Raw genomic sequence first — 17,339 nt, forward strand, 5'->3', positions numbered from 1 at the left:
CTGTCTCCCTGTCGGGGGCGTCTTTAGCGCCCCACTCCTGCGAACGCTGCTTCGATGACCGCCTTCTGCTGTGCCTGGTGCTTGGCGGCATAGCCGACCGCCGGCGAAGCCGCCGCCGGCCGAGATACCAGTTCCAGCTTCATGTCGCCCACTGCCTTGCCCAGGTGCTGGCGCGAAATGAGCCAGTACCACATACCCTGGTTGCGCGGCTCTTCCTGTACCCAGGTGATGCCCTTCGCCTTCGGATAGCGTGCGACCTGCGCGGTCACCTCCGACGACGGGAAGGGATAGGGCTGTTCAAGCCGTACGATGGCGACGTTCTTGATGTCGTTCGCACGACGATGCGCCAGAAGTTCGTAGTAGATCTTGCCGCTGCACATGATGATGCGCTCGACCTTCTTGTCGTCCAGCGCATCGACTTCCGGAATGACCGGCTGGAAGCGGCCGTTGGCCAGTTCGTCGAGCGACGATACGGCGTCCTTGTGACGCAGCAGCGACTTCGGCGTGATGATGACCAGTGGCTTGCGCACCTTGCGCAGCATCTGGCGACGCAGCAGATGGAATATCTGCGCTGGCGTGCTCGGAATCGTCACCTGCCAGTTGTTTTCAGCCGACAGCTGCATGTAGCGCTCGATACGCGCCGACGAATGCTCCGGACCCTGACCTTCGAAGCCGTGCGGCAGCATCATCGCGAGCCCGCACAGGCGACCCCACTTCGCTTCGCCCGATGCAATGAACTGGTCGAACACGACCTGCGCACCGTTGGCGAAGTCGCCGAACTGCGCTTCCCACACAACCAGTTCGTTCGGTTCGGTCGTCGCGTAGCCATAGTCGAAAGCCAGCACGGCTTCTTCCGACAACACCGAGTCGATCACCACGCAAGGCGCCTGGTCTTCCTGCAGGTGCTGCAGCGGCATGTAGTTGCCGCTGTCCCACTTTTCGCGCTTCTGGTCGTGCAGCACGGCATGGCGGTGGAAGAAGGTGCCGCGGCCCACGTCTTCGCCGGATACGCGCACGCCATAACCTTCTACCAGCAGGGTGGCGTAGGCGAGGTTCTCCCCCATGCCCCAGTCGACCGGCTGGCTGCCCTGCGCCATGGCAGCGCGATCGTCGATGATCTTCTGCACCCGCGAATGCAACGCAAAACCGTCCGGTACGGTAGTCAGACGCTTGCCGAGGCGTGCAAGTTCGTCCTTCGGCACGCGCGTGTCGCACTCGTCGGTGTAGGGCTGCTTCAGGAACGGCGTCCAGTCCACCGCGAAGCGGCGCTGATGATTGGTCAGCACCGGGTCCTGCGCCAGCCGCCCTTCGTCCAGCGCGGCGCGGTAGTCGGCGATCATCTGCTCCGGCTCCTGCTCGCCGATCACCGCCTGCGAAACGAGCCGGTCGGCGTATATCTTGCGCGTACCCGGGTGCGCCGTGATCTTCTTGTACATCAGCGGCTGGGTCACCATCGGCTCGTCCTGCTCGTTGTGGCCGAGCTTGCGGTAGCAGATGATGTCGATCACCACATCCTTCTTGAATTCGGCGCGGAATTCCATCGCCATGCGCGTCACGTAGGCGACTGCCTCCGGGTCGTCGCCATTGACGTGGAAAATCGGCGCTTCGACCATCTTGAAGATGTCGGTGCAATACAGCGATGAACGGTAGTCACGCGGATCGGAGGTGGTGAAGCCGATCTGGTTGTTCACGATGATGTGCACCGTGCCGCCTACGCCGTAGCCGCGCGTCTGCGAGAAATTCAGCATTTCCTGATTGACGCCCTGGCCGGCCACGGCCGCGTCACCGTGCAGGATGACCGGAATGACCTGGGTGCCGCTCTTGTCACCGCGGCGACGCTGGCGGGCGTACACCGAACCGACCACCACCGGATTGACGATTTCCAGGTGCGACGGGTTGAACGCCAGCGTCAGGTGCACCGGGCCGGACGGCGTATTCACGTCGGACGAGAAACCCATGTGGTACTTGACGTCACCGGCCGACAGGTCGGACGCCGCCTTGCCCTCGAATTCCGAAAACAGCATCGACGGCGCCTTGCCCAGCGTATTCACCAGCACGTTCAGCCGGCCCCGATGCGCCATGCCGATGACAATCTCCTGCGCGCCCTGGGTGGCGGCCACACGCACCAGTTCGTCCATGGCAACGATGGTCGATTCGCCGCCTTCGAGCGAGAAGCGCTTCTGGCCCACATACTTGGTATGCAGGTAGCGCTCCATCGTTTCGGCCGCCGTCACGCGTTCCAGGAAGCGCTTGCGGTCCTCGACCGAGTAGCCGTAGTTGCCGCGCATCGGTTCCAGCCGCGCCTGGATCCAGCGCTTGTGGGCGATGTCGGTCATGTACATGTATTCGGCCCCGACGCTGCCGCAATACACCTGACGCACCGCTTCAAGAATTTCGCGCAGGCTGGCGCGGTCATCCGGCGGGAAGCGGAACGAGCCGGTGCTGAATACGTCGCCAAGATCGGCTTCGGTGAAGCCGTAATGCGACGGCTCCAGTTCGGAAATATCTGGCCGTTCGGCGCGCTTGAGCGGGTCGAGCTGTGCCCAGCGGTTACCGAGGAAGCGGTAGGCATTGATCATCTGCAGCACGCCGACCTGACGCTTGTCGTCGGCGGCCGGGCCAGCAGAGCGGGTCGGACCGCGCTTGGCCAGTTCGGCAAACGATGCGACGACCGGCGCATGCGCCACATCGGCAGCGGCGCCTGGCAGATGTTGAAGCGATTCGAAGTAGCTGCGCCAGGCGTCCGGTACGGAACCCGGATTGGCAAGATAGGACTCGTACAACTCCTCGACGAAGGGCGCATTGCCCCCGAAGAGGTAGGAATGACTCAACATCTGCATCATGACTCGCTCCCCCGCCCGGGGTTGCCCGGGCTTGTTATGGCGATGCCCACGCGGTCGGATCAAGGCGCACCTGTCGTGCTCCGGACCCTCGCGTCTCGTGGGCTTCGAGAAGGCCTGCTGCATGCGGTTGCTTATGTTTCCCCTGCGGTCTCCGCATGACCGCAGGGTATGTTGCGCTGCGAACCCCGATCAGGGCTTGATGTCGCGTCGTGCCGGGCCGACGTAGAGCTGGCGCGGACGACCGATCTTGTATTCCGGATCGGTGATCATTTCGTTCCACTGCGTAATCCAGCCGACCGTGCGGGCCAGCGCGAAGATGCAGGTGAACATCGAAGTCGGGATGCCGAGCGCCTTCTGCACGATGCCCGAATAGAAGTCGACGTTCGGGTACAGCTTCTTTTCGATGAAGTACTCGTCTTCCAGTGCGATGCGTTCCAGTTCCATCGCCAGCTTGAACAGGCGGTCGTTCTGCAGGCCGAGTTCGGTGAGCACTTCGTGACAGGTCTGGCGCATCAACTTGGCGCGCGGATCGAAGTTCTTGTACACGCGGTGTCCGAAGCCCATCAGCTTGAAGCTGTCGTTCTTGTCCTTGGCGCGCGCAATGAATTCGGGCACGCGCGACACATCACCGATTTCTTCCAGCATCTGCAGGCAGGCTTCGTTCGCACCACCATGCGCCGGGCCCCACAGGCAGGCGATGCCAGCGGCGATGACGGCGTACGGGTTGGCGCCGGACGAACCGGCCAGACGCACAGTCGAGGTCGATGCGTTCTGCTCGTGATCGGCGTGCAGCGTGAAGATGCGGTCGAGCGCCTTGACCAGCACCGGATTCGGCTTGTACTCCTCGCACGGTGTGCCGAACATCATGTACATGAAGTTGCCGGCATAGCACAGGTCGTTGCGCGGGTACATGAAGGGCTGGCCGACCGAGTACTTGTAGGCCATGGCGGCGATCGTCGGCATCTTGGCGATCAGGCGGTTGATCGAAATGTCGCGATGCGCCTGATCGGAAATGTCCATGCCGTCATGGTAGAAGGCGGACAGCGCGCCGACCACGCCGGCCATGATGGCCATCGGGTGGGCGTCGCGGCGGAAGCCGGCATAGAAGCGGGCCAGCTGTTCGTGCAGCAGCGTGTGACGCTTGATCTGATTGACGTACTCGGTCTTTTCTTCGACGTTGGGCAGCTCGCTGTTCTTGAGCAGATAACACACGTCGAGGAAGTCGCAGTGCTCGGCCAGCTGTTCGATCGGGTAGCCGCGATACCACAGCTCGCCCTTGTCGCCATCGATGTAGGTAATGGTCGACTTGCAACTGGCGGTGGAGAGGTAACCGGTGTCATACGTGAACATGCCGGTCTTGGCATACATCGAACGGATATCCACCACATCAGCGCCAGCGACGCCGCTCATGATCGGGAACTCGGTGGTCTGACCTTCGATGGTCAGCGTAGCAGTGCGTTGATTTGTCATGTCTAACCTCTTCACTTCCTCAAAATGGCCCGGATCGACTCCGTTGCGCTCTCACGCTGCACGCAACAGGTCAACCATCCCCTTCAGACGCGTCTCCTCGCACTGCTCGCGTCCGCTGACAATCGCCAACAAGGTGATGTCGTCGTAATGGAGCAGTTCGAACAACTCTGCCCTCTGGTCTGTAGTCAAGCTTTCAAGATGATGCTCGATGAAGCGCTGCAGGATCAGGTCGAGCTCGAGCAAACCGCGTCGGCAATGCCAGAGCAGTCGACCGGGGCTGACCTGCTGATCGTTCGCGCTGTCCATGCTCAGACGGCCCGGCGGACCATCATGTCCTTGATCTTGCCGATGGCGCGCGTCGGGTTCAATCCCTTCGGGCATACATCGACGCAATTCATGATGGTATGGCATCGGAACAGTCGGTACGGATCTTCAAGATTGTCCAGCCTCTCGCTGGTCGCCTGGTCGCGCGTATCGGCGATGAAGCGGTAGGCGGCAAGCAGGCCGGCCGGACCGACGAACTTGTCCGGATTCCACCAGAAGGACGGGCAGGATGTCGAGCAGCACGCGCACAGGATGCACTCGTACAGGCCGTTCAGCTCCTCGCGATCTTCCGGCGACTGCAGGCGCTCGCGCTCGGGCGGGTGCTCCGGATTGATCAGGTAGGGTTTGATCGAGTGGTACTGCTTGAAGAACTGGGTCATGTCGACGATCAGGTCGCGTACCACCGGCAGGCCCGGCAGCGGGCGCAGCACGATGGGCGTAGCGATCGAATCCATGTCGGTCAGACAGGCGAGACCGTTCTTGCCGTTGATGTTCATGGCGTCCGAGCCGCACACGCCTTCGCGGCACGAACGGCGGAACGACAGCGTGTCGTCCACATCCTTGAGTTTGGTCAGCGCATCAAGCAGCTTGCGTTCGGTGCCGTCGAGCTCGAGCGAGATCGACTGCATGTAGGGCTTTTCGTCGCGGTCCGGGTCGTAGCGGTAAATACTGAATTCGACAGTACGGGCGGTCATGCTGTGATCCTCAGTAAGCGCGCTTCTTCAGCGCGATGGTGTCAACGGTCAGCGGCTTCATGTTCACCGGCTTGTAGTCGAGCTTGTTGCCTTCGCGGTACCACAGCGTGTGCTTGAGCCAGTTGGCGTCATCGCGGCCGTCCGGAAACTCCGGGCTGTCGATCGCGTCGTCACGCACGTGGGCACCGCGCGATTCGGTACGCGCATTGGCCGACACCATGGTCGCCTTGGCGACTTCGATCAGGTTGTCCAGCTCGAGTGCTTCGAGACGCGCGGTATTGAATACCTTGGACTTGTCCTTGATCTCGGTGCTGGCAACCTGCTGCTCGATCTCGGTGATCTTGCTGACACCTTCTTCCAGCATGTGCTTGAAGCGGAACACGCCGCAGTGGGCCTGCATCGTGCGCTGCATTGCCAGCCGGGTCGCGCCGACCGCGGTGCCACCGGTCTGCGTTTCAAGCCGGTTCAGGCGCGACAGCGAGTAATCGGCCGCGTTGGCGGGCAAGGGCTTGTGCGCCGCCGGTTGCGTCTTGATGAATTCGACCATCGACTCGCCGGAAGACTTGCCGAACACCAGCAGGTCGAGCAACGAATTCGTGCCGAGGCGATTGGCACCATGCACCGACGCGCAGGCACACTCTCCTGCTGCGTAGAAGCCGGGCACCGGCTCGCTCGGGTTGCCGTTCTTCGGCATGACGACTTCGCCGTGGTAATTGGTCGGAATGCCACCCATCTGGTAATGACAGGTCGGCACCACCGGCAGCGGTTCCTTGATCGCGTCGACACCGGCAAACTGGATGCCGATTTCGCGGATGCCCGGCAGGCGCTTCATGATGGTCGCCGGGTCGAGGTGAGTGATGTCCAGCATCACATGGTCCTTGTTCGGACCACAGCCGCGACCTTCGTTGATTTCGGTCACCATGGCGCGTGACACCACGTCACGCGACGCCAGATCCTTGGCATTCGGCGCGTAGCGCTCCATGAATCGCTCGCCATCGGCATTGCGCAGGATGCCGCCCTCACCGCGCACCCCTTCCGTGATCAGCACACCGGCGCCGGCCACCCCGGTCGGGTGGAACTGCCAGAACTCCATGTCTTCCAGCGGCACGCCGGCGCGTGCCGCCATGCCTGCACCATCGCCCGTGTTGATGAAGGCATTGGTCGAGCTGTAGTAAATTCGGCCGGCGCCGCCCGTGGCGAACAGCACCGCCTTGGCGTGAAAGATGTAGACCTCGCCCGACTCCATTTCCATCGCGGTCACACCGACCACGTCACCCGCATCGTCGCGGATAAGGTCGAGCGCCATCCATTCGATGAAGAACTGGGTGTTGGCCTTGACGTTTCGCTGATACATCGCGTGCAGCATCGCGTGACCGGTGCGGTCGGCGGCCGCACAGGAGCGGCGTACCGGCTTTTCGCCGAAGTTCGACATGTGACCGCCAAACGGGCGCTGATAGATCTTGCCGCTGTCCGTCCGGTCGAACGGCATACCGTAGTGTTCCAGCTCGATGACGACTTCGTTCGCCTTGCGACACATGAATTCGATCGCATCCTGGTCGCCGAGCCAGTCGGAACCCTTGATCGTGTCATACATGTGCCAGTGCCAGTGATCCTCTTCCGAATTGCCGAGGGAAGCTGCAACACCACCCTGTGCCGCAACGGTATGTGACCGGGTCGGAAATACCTTGGACAGAACTGCTGTGCGCAGACCGGCTTCCGACAACTGGATCGCGGCACGCAGACCTGCACCACCGGCACCGACAATGACTGCATCAAACTTGCGAATGGGTACGCTCACTTACAGTCTCCACAAAACTTGCGCTGCCCAGCCCAGATAGCCGATCAGCAACAGCAGGGTCACCGCATGCAGCACGAGGCGCACGCTGGTGGGCTTGATGTAGTCCATGTAGATGTCGCGCACGCCGACCCAGGCGTGGTACATCAGCGACGCAAAGAACAGGAAGGTCGCGAAACGCATGAACCCACCCGCGAACAGACCACGCCAGTTGTCGTAGTTCAATTCGCCCATGAAAAGAACGCCGACCGCGAAAATCAGCGTGTACACCGCCATCACGACCGCAGTGATGCGCTGGCCCAGCCAGTCCTTCAGCCCGTAATGGGCACCGACAACAACCCGAGTCACCACAGTTTCACCCCCAGAATCACGGTAAGCGTCAAGCTCACGACCAGCACGGCAACCGAACTCTTGCGCGCGGCAGCCAGTTCCAGTCCCTGGTGCATGTCGAGCAGCAGGAAGCGTATGCCGGCGCAGAAGTGGTGCAGATAGGCCCACATCAGGCCCAGTAGAAGGAGCTTCGCAAGCGGATGGCCCACTACCGCGCTGAAGGTATCGAAGGTTTCCGGCGAGCCGAGGCTGGCGGCGAACAACCACAGCAACAACGGCAGACAGAGAAAGAGCCCGGCACCACTGACCCGGTGCAGGATGGACACGATGCCCGGGATCGGCAGCCGTATTGCAGTCAGCTGCAGGTGTTTCGGTCGGGTCTTGCTGGCTGTATTGGCCATCTGGCTCGCTCTCCTAGAATGATCGTGTGGCAGGAAACTGGATTGCGCCGGCCCTGCTAACTCAGGGTGTTCAGGTAGTAGTGATCAGCGGTGGAGCACAGGCCACGCCGCCATTCGACCGGTTCGTCATCGTAGGTATAGGCGACACGCTCGACCGACAGCAGCGGCGTGTTTTCCTGCACCTCGAGGTATTCGGCGCTCTGGCGATCTGCCGGTACTGCGCGCAGGCGCTCTTCGGCGCGCACCATGCGTACGCCAAAGCGTGTTTCGAAAAAGGAGTACAGGGAGCCCTGGTGTTCCTTGAGCACATCAAGGTTGAGCCCGGGGAACAGGTCTCCGCGCAGATAGATTTCGTCTATCACGACCGGCTTGCCGGCGAACTTGAGCAGACGGCGCACAATGATGATCTGCGAACCCACCTCGACGTTGAGTGTGCGGGCCACCTCCTGGCCCGCGCGGGCCCGCCAGCATTCGAGCGGCACGCTCTGCGATGTTTCGATGCTGCCGTTGATCGGAGCAAGACGCAGAAAACGGAAGAAGGCGCGCGGATCGTGATGCGTCGCAACAAAGGTGCCCTTGCCCTGTTTGCGCACCAGCAGGTTGTCCGCCGCCATCTCGTCGATGGCCTTGCGCACCGTCCCCTGACTCACGCTGAAACGCTGCGCCAGTTCGGTTTCGCTCGGTATCGATTCACCCGGACGCCATTCGCCGCTCTGCAGCGCCTGGGTCAGCAGCACTCGTATCTGGCGATACAGCGGACTGAACGTTGGGGATTCCTGTGCCATGCAACAATTTCAGCACAGAAATCCCATCACGTCTACAAGCTGTCTCATGTCTTATATATGATATAAATTGCTCCCGTGCTGACAGGCGCCGGGAAACTCCGGCATGTTTCGCTCCGACAAGTCTGTTTTGTGCTGTGTGTCAAAACACTGCAGGTCGGCCATAATCCTGCCGCGCACAACGCACTTTTACGCACCACTCCCATCCTCATCCAGGAGACTCACATGTCAAAGACGCCCCTCCGCGTCGCGGTGACCGGCGCCGCCGGTCAAATCGGTTATGCCCTGCTGTTCCGTATTGCCAGCGGCGAAATGCTGGGCAAGGACCAGCCGGTCATCCTTCAACTGCTCGACCTGCCGCAGGCCCAGAAGGCGCTGACCGGCGTGATGATGGAACTGGACGACTGCGCGTTTCCGCTGCTCGCCGGCATGGTCGCCACCGACGACCCGAACGTCGCGTTCAAGGACGCCGATTTCGCGCTGCTCGTCGGCGCACGCCCGCGCGGCCCCGGCATGGAACGCAAGGACCTGCTGACCGAGAATGCAAAGATCTTCACCGTGCAAGGTGCTGCAATCGGCGCGCACGCTGCCCCGACCTGCAAGATCCTGGTCGTCGGCAACCCCTGCAACACCAACGCCTACATCGCCCTGAAGACGGCTGCCAAGTCCGGCGGCCGCGTACCGGCGAAGAATTTCACCGCCATGCTGCGTCTGGACCACAACCGCGCGCTGTCGCAGTTGGCGACCAGGCTGAACCGGCCGGTGGCGTCTTTCCGCAAGATGGCCGTGTGGGGCAACCACAGCCCGACGATGTACGCCGACTACCGTTTCGCCACGTCGAACGGCGACAGCGTGGCCCAGCTGGTGAACGATCAGGAGTGGAATGCCAAGACCTTCCTGCCGACCGTCGGCAAGCGCGGCGCCGCCATCATCGAGGCGCGCGGCCTGTCGTCGGCTGCCTCGGCCGCCAATGCGGCCATCGACCACATGCGCAACTGGCATCTGGGTTCGGATGGTGACTGGGTAACGATGGGTGTGCCGTCGGATGGTTCGTACGGCATTCCGGAAGGCCTGATCTTCGGCTTCCCGTGCATCTGCGCCAATGGCGAGTACAGCATCGTCAAGGGCCTGGAAATCGACGAGTTCTCGAAGCCCTATGTGGCCAAGACACTGGCCGAACTGGAAGAGGAGCGCGCCGGCGTCGCCGACCTGCTCTGATCCGTCAAGCTTGAAACAGAAGAAGCGGCCCGGTAACGTGGCCGCTTTTTTGTTGCCCGGACATCCCGCATGACTCCAGCCGCGCCGGTTCATCCACGCAACGTTCTCTATCAGGGCGAGCGGGCTTTCCCCATCCTCCCGGCCGTCGACCACTACGCCGGCTCGGAAAAGCTGATGCGCAAGGCGCTCGCGCTGCAGGGCGAACGGGGCCCGGTGTTCGACCTCACCTGCGACTGCGAAGACGGTGCCGCCGCCGGCAACGAAGATGCACACCGCCTGCTGTGCGCGTCCATCATCAATGATGCCGACAATCTGTACGGGCGAATCGGCGTGCGCATCCACGATGTCACGCATGCGCAGTGGAAAGCCGACATGGATGTTCTGGTCGGCGAAGCCGGCGACCGCCTCGCTTTCATCACCTTGCCCAAGGCGCGCTCCGCCGACGATGTGCGTACGCAGCTCGACTGGCTGCGCACCTGCGAAACACTGGCCGGGGTGAAGCGCGACATTCCGGTGCATGTGCTGATCGAAAGCCACGGTGCGCTGCGCGAGGTGTGGGACATCGCACGCCTCGACCGCGTCGAATCGCTCGATCTCGGGCTGATGGATTTCGTCAGCGCCCATCATGGCGCACTGCCGGGCGACGCGATGAAGAGCCCGAAGCAGTTCGAACACCCGATCATCGTGCGGGCCAAGTGCGAAATCGCTGCTGCGGCGCATGGGTGCGGCGTGGTGCCTACGCACAACGTCACCACCGAAATCCGCGACATCGAATACATCCGGCGCGACGCCGAACGGGCGCGCCACGATTTCGGCTTCATGCGGATGTGGAGCATCCATCCGAACCAGATCGAGCCTATCCTGAGCGCCATGCGACCGGATTTCAGCGAAGTCGAAGACGCCATAGACATCCTGTGTGCGGCGCAGGATGCCAGCTGGGGCCCGACACGCCACCGCGACACGCTGCACGATCGTGCATCCTACCGTTATTACTGGGAACTGCTGGCGCGTGCCCACGCCACCGGCATGGCCTTGCCGGATGCGGTGCGACAACGTTTTTTCTGATCCGACATGCCGACCAGTCCGCCCCGTACCCGTGAATGTGCCGTGCTGTTTGCCGATCTGGTCGGCAGCACGCAGCTCTACGAACGAATGGGCGACACCGCAGCGTTTGCGCTGATCGACCGCTGTCTGCGCACCATGTGCGATTCGGTGATCGGCAGTTCGGGCACCGTGATCAAGATGACCGGCGACGGCCTGCTGGCGGTGTTCCGGGCCTGCGACCACGCGGCTGAAACCACGCTGGCCATCCATCGCGACATCGACGGTCTGCCGCTCGCCAAGCACTTTTCACTTGGCGTGCGCACCGGCTTCCACTTCGGTCCGGTGGTCGAGTCGGGCAACGACATCTTTGGCGAGTCGGTGAACATCGCAGCGCGACTGTCGGAGCTGGCCAGCCACGGCCGTGCCATCGTGTCGACCGAAGCCGCGGTGCGGCTGAGCGAACACTGGCAGCCGAAGATCCGCCCGATGCCGCCGCGCGTGGTCAAGGGTGTCGCACGCTCGGTCGAACTGTGCGAACTGCGCTGCGAACATTCCGACCACGTCACCCACATCGGCGGTCTGACGATGAGCAGCGGCCGGGTCGAAATGCGTGTCTATCACGGCGGCCGCGTCTGGCTGCTCGGCGATGAACATCCGCGGCTGCGCATGGGGCGCGACATCGATGTCGACATCGGCATCAAGGACGCGCGCGCTTCGCGCCAGCACTGCGACCTCGAATTCCGGCGCGACCGATTCGTGCTGACCGACCGCTCGAGCAACGGCACCTTCGTCACCATCGAAGGCCGGCAGGAATTCGCGCTCACCCGCGAAGAAGTGATCATCGACGGCCACGGCTGGCTGGCCTTCGGCTCGCCGCGCAGCGCGGCGAGCGACGTGGTCGAGTTCTTCTGCCTGGGCTGATCGCCGCTCCCGCCCCCTCTTTCCACCCCTTCAGGCCTGTCCGCACACGGTGCGGACCGCAGTCTTTCAATCGTGAATTTTTGTCATCAGTCGATGACATTGCGATTCAACGTCTATAGTCCGCGCGCCCCGCAAGATTCAATTCTTTTTGCATATAACTAAAGTCGTATTTCACAACCGGCGGGGCACTTCATCATGAGGATTCCCCCTTGAAGACGTCCCTCCCCGCGCTGCTTCTGAGCACATTGCTGTTCGGTGGCTGCGCCACGATCACATCCAATGAAATGCAGTCCGTCACACTCAATACGCTCACCTCGAACGGCGACAGGGTCGAACAGACCCGGTGCACGCTGAAGAACGACAAGGGCAGCTGGACCGCCACGGCACCCGGCAACGTCATGGTTCGCCGCTCGGCCGAAGACCTCAATGTGGAATGCAAGAAGGAAGGCATGAGCGACGGATTCCTGCGCGCGATCTCCCGTTCGGCCGGCGGCATGTGGGGCAACATCATCCTCGGCGGTGGTATCGGCGCCATCATCGACCACAACAAGGGCACGGGGTACAACTACCCGAACGATCTTCCGGTGCGCATGGGTGAGTCGGTAACGGTTGATCGCCGCGATGAGAAGAATCCGAACGCGCAGGACACGACTGGACCGACTGCGGAGAACTCTTCTGTACGCTACTGACATGACACCAGGACCTGTTTCTTCGTCGAAGTTCCTCCCGGAAAGCACGCACTGCCAACGATTTCCGGGACTACCGATAGCTCGTCTATCGACACGCCCGCAGGCAAGCTTCACTACGTCTGGCGAGAAGTGAAGATGGGCGTGCTGTACGCACGCATTCGTCCGCACCTCGCCACCGAGAAGGCTGGTCGCAAGGTCGTGCCCGAGTCGAGCCTGGCGAACGGCGTCGGCCCCGAGTGCTGATCCGGCGAAACCCCGGGGGCGACGCCCCCGGCGTTGGCGGCGTATTCTTGGTACATCACCCTGCAAGCACCGCCACCCATGCCCAGCGACAAGAACGCACGCCTCGCCACCCGCGCGATCCACGGCCACACCGCCGACGACGCCTACGGCAGCCCCTACCCGCCGATCTACAACACCACCACCTTCGGGTTCGATTCGACGGCCGACCTGCTCGACGTGATCGACGGCCGCACGCGCGGCGGGCTGTATACGCGTTACGGGCTGAACCCGACGATCTACGCGCTCGAAGAGACCCTCGCAGGCCTGGAATCGGCCGAGGCCGCGTGGGTGTTTTCATCCGGCATGGCGGCGCTGAGCGCGCTGTTCCTGACACACGGCCGCGCGGGCATCGTCTGCGTCGGTGACGCCTACGGCGGCACGCTGGAACTGCTGGAGCAGCAACTTCCCGGCCTCGGGCTGCGCACGCATTGCATACTCGGCAACGAACCGGACAAGCTGGACGCCCTGCTGGCCGATGGCGTGAAGCTGGTGTTCTTCGAAACGCCGACCAATCCGACGCTGGACATCGTCGATATCCGCGCCATGGCCAGCAAGGCGCATGCGCACGGCGCGCTGGCCGCCATCGACAACACCTTCGCCTCGCCGGTGAACCAGCGTCCGCTGGAACTGGGTGCAGACCTCGTCATGCACAGCGCGACCAAATATCTGGGCGGTCACAGCGATCTCACCGCTGGCGCGCTGATGGGCAGCAAGGCGCTGCTCGAACCGGTGTGGGCCTGGCGCAAGAATCTCGGCACCGTGCCGGCGCCGGAAACCGCCGCGCTGCTGTCGCGCAGCCTGCGTACGCTGGTCGTGCGCGTGCGTCAGCACAACGCCAATGCGCAGGCGGTGGCCGAGGCCATGGCGCGTCACCCGAAGATCGCTCGCGTGCACTACCCCGGCCTGCCGGACGCGCCCGGCCACCTGCTTGCAAAGGCGCAGATGGACGGCTTCGGCGGCATGCTGAGCATCGTGGTGCGCGGCGACGGCGGCGAAGCCACCCGCGTCGCCGACCGCCTGCGCCTGATCAGGCTGGCGCCCAGCCTGGGCGGCGTCGAAAGCCTGGTCACCCAGCCCTGCACCACCACCCATCACGGCCTTACGCCGCAAGAGCGCGCACGACGCGGCATTCCGGACGCGATGCTGCGGCTGTCCATCGGCATCGAAGACGCCGATGACCTGATCGCGGATCTGCAGCAGGCGCTGGGCGACGCTTAGCGAGGACGCTGACGCCCGCGCGTGACTCGCCCTAGAACCCGAAGCCCATCTGACCGCCGTCATCGGCCTTCGCCTTTCGACGCCGCTTCACGCCTTCTCTGTCGGGGTTTCGGCTGCCGTGCTGCACGAAGACGCGACGCGCCTCGGCACCCGCTTCCGGCAGGCGGCGAACCGCCCACACCGCGTCGCGCGCCGCGCGGGCAGCAGCGAGGTGCTCGACCACCGGCGCCGGATAGTCGTGACCGATCAGGCACCCGGCCCGCATCTGCTCGTTTGCTGTCATGCGCCAGGGTTCGGCCAGAAATTCGAGCGGCACGCGCGCCAGTTCGGGCAACCAGCGGCGCACAAAAATGCCTTTCGGGTCCTGATCGATCTGCTGCTTGACCGGGTTGTAGATGCGCAGGGTGTTGATGCCGGTCACGCCGGACTGCATCTGCACCTGCGGGTAATGAATGCCGGGTTCGTAGTCGGTGAACAGGCGCGCCAGATGCAACGCCGGCTCCCGCCAGTGGTTCCAGAGCTGATAGGACGAAAACGCGATCAGCATCGCGCGCATGCGGAAATTGATCCAGCCGGTCGCATCGAGCGAGCGCATGCACGCATCAATGAAGGGGTAACCGGTTTCGCCGCGACACCAGGCAGCGTGGCGCGACACCGAAAAGTCGGTCTCGCGCAGCCCTTCGTAAAGACGATTCACCGGGCGGGTTTCGATGTCCGGCTCAGACTCCAGCTTCTGGATGAAGTGACAGTGCCAGTGCAGCCGGCTTTCGAATGACTTGAGCCCGGCCAGCGCCGCCGCCCCCTGCGGAACGTGTGCACGCGCCAGGCAGTTGGAACGCGCACGCCACACCGCATGCACCACCTCGCGCAGCGACACGATGCCCAGGGCCAGATGCGGCGACAGGCGCGAACAATCGTCGCCGGCCGACAGCGGGCTGGACATGCCGCGCCGGTAGCGCAGCACGCGCTCATCGAGAAACCGGTCGAGTTCGTTCAGCGCCAGCGCCCTGCCCGCACGCTGACGCCTTTCGATATCGCGCGTCAGCAAACCGATCGCCGCGCCATCCGGCGGCACCACGCTCACCATGCCGACCACCCGCGCCGGCGTGATGCGCGGCGGCGGGCCGGCCGGTGCCGGGCGCATGACCGACATCCAGTGCCCGGACCACTCGTCGCGATCGCGCAGACGCCTGACTACCGCACCATTCGGAAACTCGCGCCACGCCACGCCCTGCCCGCGGCACCACGCGGCCACTGCACGGTCTCTGGCAAAGCTTGACGCATTGCCGGTTTCTTCATGGCTCCACAGGCCATCGATGCGCTGCCGGCGATGCAGCGCATCGAACACATCAGGCAGCGCCCCGCGCAATCGAAGCAGACGCAGGCCGATGCCCTCGAGCGCCGCGTCAAGATCGTCGAGTGCCTCATTCAGGAATCCGAGATGGCGGGCGTCAGCGTCGGGTGCTCCCAGCAGTTCATCTTCATAGACATACAGGGCGAGCACCGGGCCGGCCAGCGCCGCCGCGCGCAGCGGCGCGTGATCGGTGATGCGCAGGTCGCGCTTGAACCAGACGACCTGCATTGCCGGTTCAGGGCAGTGCCAGCGCCGACGCGGCGAGGCAGATCGTGACGATGACGCTGAGCAGCGTGCGCAGCTGCAGGTACCAGGGTTCGAGCGTCAGCGCGCGCGCGAGTCGCACGTCCATCCACCAGCAGGCGGGCACCGCCGCGCACAGCAGCCAGAAGCCGGTACCCAGCGGTACAAGCAGCGCCAGCCACGCCAGCAGCGAGGGCAGCACGCCCCAGCCGAGCGCCTGCCAGAGCGCGGTGCGGTCGAGCGTGGGGTCGCGCATCGCAAGCCCCCAGTGCAGCGCACCGATGAAGCTGACGATGGTGGCCGCGTAGGCCAGCTGGGCGAGCGCCACCCAGCCGCGCGGCGCAGCGTCGACATACATCGCGACGGTCAGGCCGACGAACGGGATCAGTCCGGCCAGACCCAGCACCCGGGCCGGCGCGCGCGCCAGCGGATTCAGAACGGTAGTCACAGGCGTCAGCGGTGCCAGGGCCGACCCACCTCGGCTTTGGGCGCCACGCTTTGCCAGAAGCGCGTAAACGACGGCATGGCACGCGGCGGGTCGTCGAACTGCCGTGCCACCGGTTCAGCCAGCATGCCCGCTTCGGCGATCGCCTCACGATAGCCCGGGTTGTGCGTCTGCATGGTCATCAGGCGCACACCGCCGAGCTGCCGATGCAGGGTCTTCGCGTCGCCGACGACGATGCCGTCGCAGGCCTCGCGCATGCGGGCCAGCACGAACTGCCAGCGCCCCTCGTTCCACGCGAAGCGCTCGTGGAACGACGGCTCGATCCAGCCGATCACCCGTCCCTGCGGGGGACAGCCGAGCGACCACGGGTGCATCAGCCACACTTCTTCATCCTGCGGCATCGACCAGTTGTCGGGATCCAGCACGGCACCGACCGGCGGCTCGTCGATCGCTTCGGCACGCAGACTGTGCGGGCCACAATCGCCGCCGTGCCGGGCATGCTGGTCGAGGATGTCGTATCCGGCATCAAGCACCGTATCGCGACTGGCCCACTGCGGTGCGTAGCGCTCGACGTTTTCCGCGTTGAACAGATAGGGCTTGCCGGTCAGCGTGCCGGCCACCCACTGCCAGGACAGCGTGTTGGAGGCCAGATCGCCATCGAGCAGATGGCGATACATCCACATCGCCCCGGCGCGCCAGTCGGTCTTGCGCAGATGCACGACATAACTGGCCAGCCACATCCGCGCGTGGTTGTGCAGATAGCCCGTGTGATACAGCGTACGCACCGCCTGATCGATCACCGGCACACCGGTGCGCCCCTGGACGACATCCTGCGGCATGGCCGGCGCGTACTGCGCAGCAGGCGGCGGGCGGCGCGACTCGAAAATATCGTCGCCCCAATGCCGCCACAGGTGATGGAAATACTCGCGCCACGCGAGTTCGAACACGATCTTGTCTTCCGGCGCCAGCACACAGCGCTGCGACAAACGCTCGATTACCTGCGGCACATCGACGAAGCCGTGTGTCAGGTAGGGTGACACGCGGCTCACCGCGCCATCGATATGGTTGCGCGTACGGGCGTACGTCAGGGGCTGGATCGCATCAATGCGCGCCAGCGCCGCGGCGACGGTCGCCGGAAAATCGCCGACGCCGCCGGTGGCGTCGGCAAAGTGAGGGTCGGAAAACAAGTCTGTCATGTCGTGTCGGTCACCAGTGGCTGCTAAGGACACAGACCCGAACACACAGCAAAAAATCCCGCGGTCGCAGGGCAAACTCCGACGACGGC

Annotated in this window: 16 protein-coding genes; 5 read left to right on the plus strand and 11 right to left on the minus strand. The window is 63.6% G+C overall.

What is annotated here, in order from left to right:
- Nucleotides 1-23: 23 nt before the first annotated feature.
- The 8 genes from Q8R75_RS14495 to Q8R75_RS14530 form a co-directional block, all read right to left on the minus strand.
- Nucleotides 24-2,843, minus strand: a complete 2,820-nt coding sequence (locus Q8R75_RS14495; protein ID WP_305663777.1) for a 2-oxoglutarate dehydrogenase E1 component — start codon at nucleotides 2,841-2,843, stop codon at nucleotides 24-26.
- 189 nt (nucleotides 2,844-3,032) lie between these two features.
- A complete protein-coding gene (gene gltA / locus Q8R75_RS14500) occupies nucleotides 3,033-4,313 on the minus strand; it encodes a citrate synthase (RefSeq protein ID WP_305614849.1) in 1,281 nt (426 codons plus the stop codon).
- 51 nt (nucleotides 4,314-4,364) lie between these two features.
- Entirely contained in the window at nucleotides 4,365-4,619 is a 255-nt protein-coding gene (locus tag Q8R75_RS14505) for a succinate dehydrogenase assembly factor 2 (protein WP_257081172.1), read from the minus strand.
- 2 nt (nucleotides 4,620-4,621) lie between these two features.
- Nucleotides 4,622-5,332: a succinate dehydrogenase iron-sulfur subunit gene (locus Q8R75_RS14510; RefSeq protein ID WP_069037594.1), complete on the minus strand. Its 711-nt coding sequence runs from the start codon at nucleotides 5,330-5,332 to the stop codon at nucleotides 4,622-4,624.
- A 10-nt stretch (nucleotides 5,333-5,342) separates the two neighbouring features.
- Nucleotides 5,343-7,130, minus strand: coding sequence for a succinate dehydrogenase flavoprotein subunit (gene sdhA / locus Q8R75_RS14515; protein ID WP_305614850.1), 1,788 nt, complete (start codon nucleotides 7,128-7,130; stop codon nucleotides 5,343-5,345).
- Nucleotides 7,131-7,478, minus strand: a complete 348-nt coding sequence (sdhD, locus tag Q8R75_RS14520) for a succinate dehydrogenase, hydrophobic membrane anchor protein (RefSeq protein ID WP_257096550.1) — start codon at nucleotides 7,476-7,478, stop codon at nucleotides 7,131-7,133. It abuts the gene before it with no gap.
- A complete protein-coding gene (gene sdhC, locus Q8R75_RS14525; protein ID WP_257081168.1) occupies nucleotides 7,472-7,858 on the minus strand; it encodes a succinate dehydrogenase, cytochrome b556 subunit in 387 nt (128 codons plus the stop codon). Before sdhC ends, sdhD begins: the two co-directional genes overlap by 7 nt.
- A 56-nt stretch (nucleotides 7,859-7,914) precedes the next feature.
- On the minus strand, nucleotides 7,915-8,643 hold the full coding sequence (locus Q8R75_RS14530; RefSeq protein WP_305613081.1) for a GntR family transcriptional regulator: 729 nt from the start codon (nucleotides 8,641-8,643) through the stop codon (nucleotides 7,915-7,917).
- Between the two features lie 222 nt (nucleotides 8,644-8,865).
- Here Q8R75_RS14530 and Q8R75_RS14535 point away from each other — a divergent pair, with 222 nt between their 5' ends.
- From Q8R75_RS14535 to Q8R75_RS14555, 5 genes are all read left to right on the plus strand, one after another.
- Entirely contained in the window at nucleotides 8,866-9,858 is a 993-nt protein-coding gene (locus Q8R75_RS14535) for a malate dehydrogenase (protein WP_305613079.1), read from the plus strand.
- 69 nt (nucleotides 9,859-9,927) lie between these two features.
- Nucleotides 9,928-10,923, plus strand: a complete 996-nt coding sequence (locus tag Q8R75_RS14540; protein ID WP_305613078.1) for an aldolase/citrate lyase family protein — start codon at nucleotides 9,928-9,930, stop codon at nucleotides 10,921-10,923.
- Between the two features lie 6 nt (nucleotides 10,924-10,929).
- Nucleotides 10,930-11,823 (plus strand): adenylate/guanylate cyclase domain-containing protein, encoded by an 894-nt coding sequence (locus Q8R75_RS14545; RefSeq protein ID WP_305613076.1) that lies wholly within the window; start codon nucleotides 10,930-10,932, stop codon nucleotides 11,821-11,823.
- A 209-nt stretch (nucleotides 11,824-12,032) separates the two neighbouring features.
- The gene (locus tag Q8R75_RS14550) at nucleotides 12,033-12,512 is read left to right on the plus strand and encodes a hypothetical protein (RefSeq protein ID WP_305613074.1); all 480 of its coding nucleotides are present in this window, start codon (nucleotides 12,033-12,035) and stop codon (nucleotides 12,510-12,512) included.
- Nucleotides 12,513-12,833: 321 nt separating this feature from the next.
- Complete coding sequence (locus tag Q8R75_RS14555) at nucleotides 12,834-14,012, plus strand: aminotransferase class I/II-fold pyridoxal phosphate-dependent enzyme (protein WP_305613073.1); 1,179 nt, start codon at nucleotides 12,834-12,836, stop codon at nucleotides 14,010-14,012.
- 31 nt (nucleotides 14,013-14,043) lie between these two features.
- Here the strand turns inward: Q8R75_RS14555 and Q8R75_RS14560 are convergent, their stop codons facing one another.
- The 3 genes from Q8R75_RS14560 to Q8R75_RS14570 are packed head-to-tail and all read right to left on the minus strand — an operon-like array spanning nucleotide 14,044 to nucleotide 17,250.
- Nucleotides 14,044-15,594, minus strand: a complete 1,551-nt coding sequence (locus Q8R75_RS14560) for a cryptochrome/deoxyribodipyrimidine photo-lyase family protein (RefSeq protein WP_305613071.1) — start codon at nucleotides 15,592-15,594, stop codon at nucleotides 14,044-14,046.
- 7 nt (nucleotides 15,595-15,601) lie between these two features.
- Nucleotides 15,602-16,057: a DUF3429 domain-containing protein gene (locus tag Q8R75_RS14565; protein WP_305613070.1), complete on the minus strand. Its 456-nt coding sequence runs from the start codon at nucleotides 16,055-16,057 to the stop codon at nucleotides 15,602-15,604.
- A gap of 5 nt (nucleotides 16,058-16,062) precedes the next feature.
- Nucleotides 16,063-17,250, minus strand: coding sequence for an FAD-binding domain-containing protein (locus Q8R75_RS14570; protein ID WP_305613068.1), 1,188 nt, complete (start codon nucleotides 17,248-17,250; stop codon nucleotides 16,063-16,065).
- Nucleotides 17,251-17,339 lie beyond the last annotated feature (89 nt).

Origin of the sequence: Methyloversatilis sp. (assembly GCF_030696805.1) — a bacterium.
Classification (GTDB): domain Bacteria; phylum Pseudomonadota; class Gammaproteobacteria; order Burkholderiales; family Rhodocyclaceae; genus Methyloversatilis.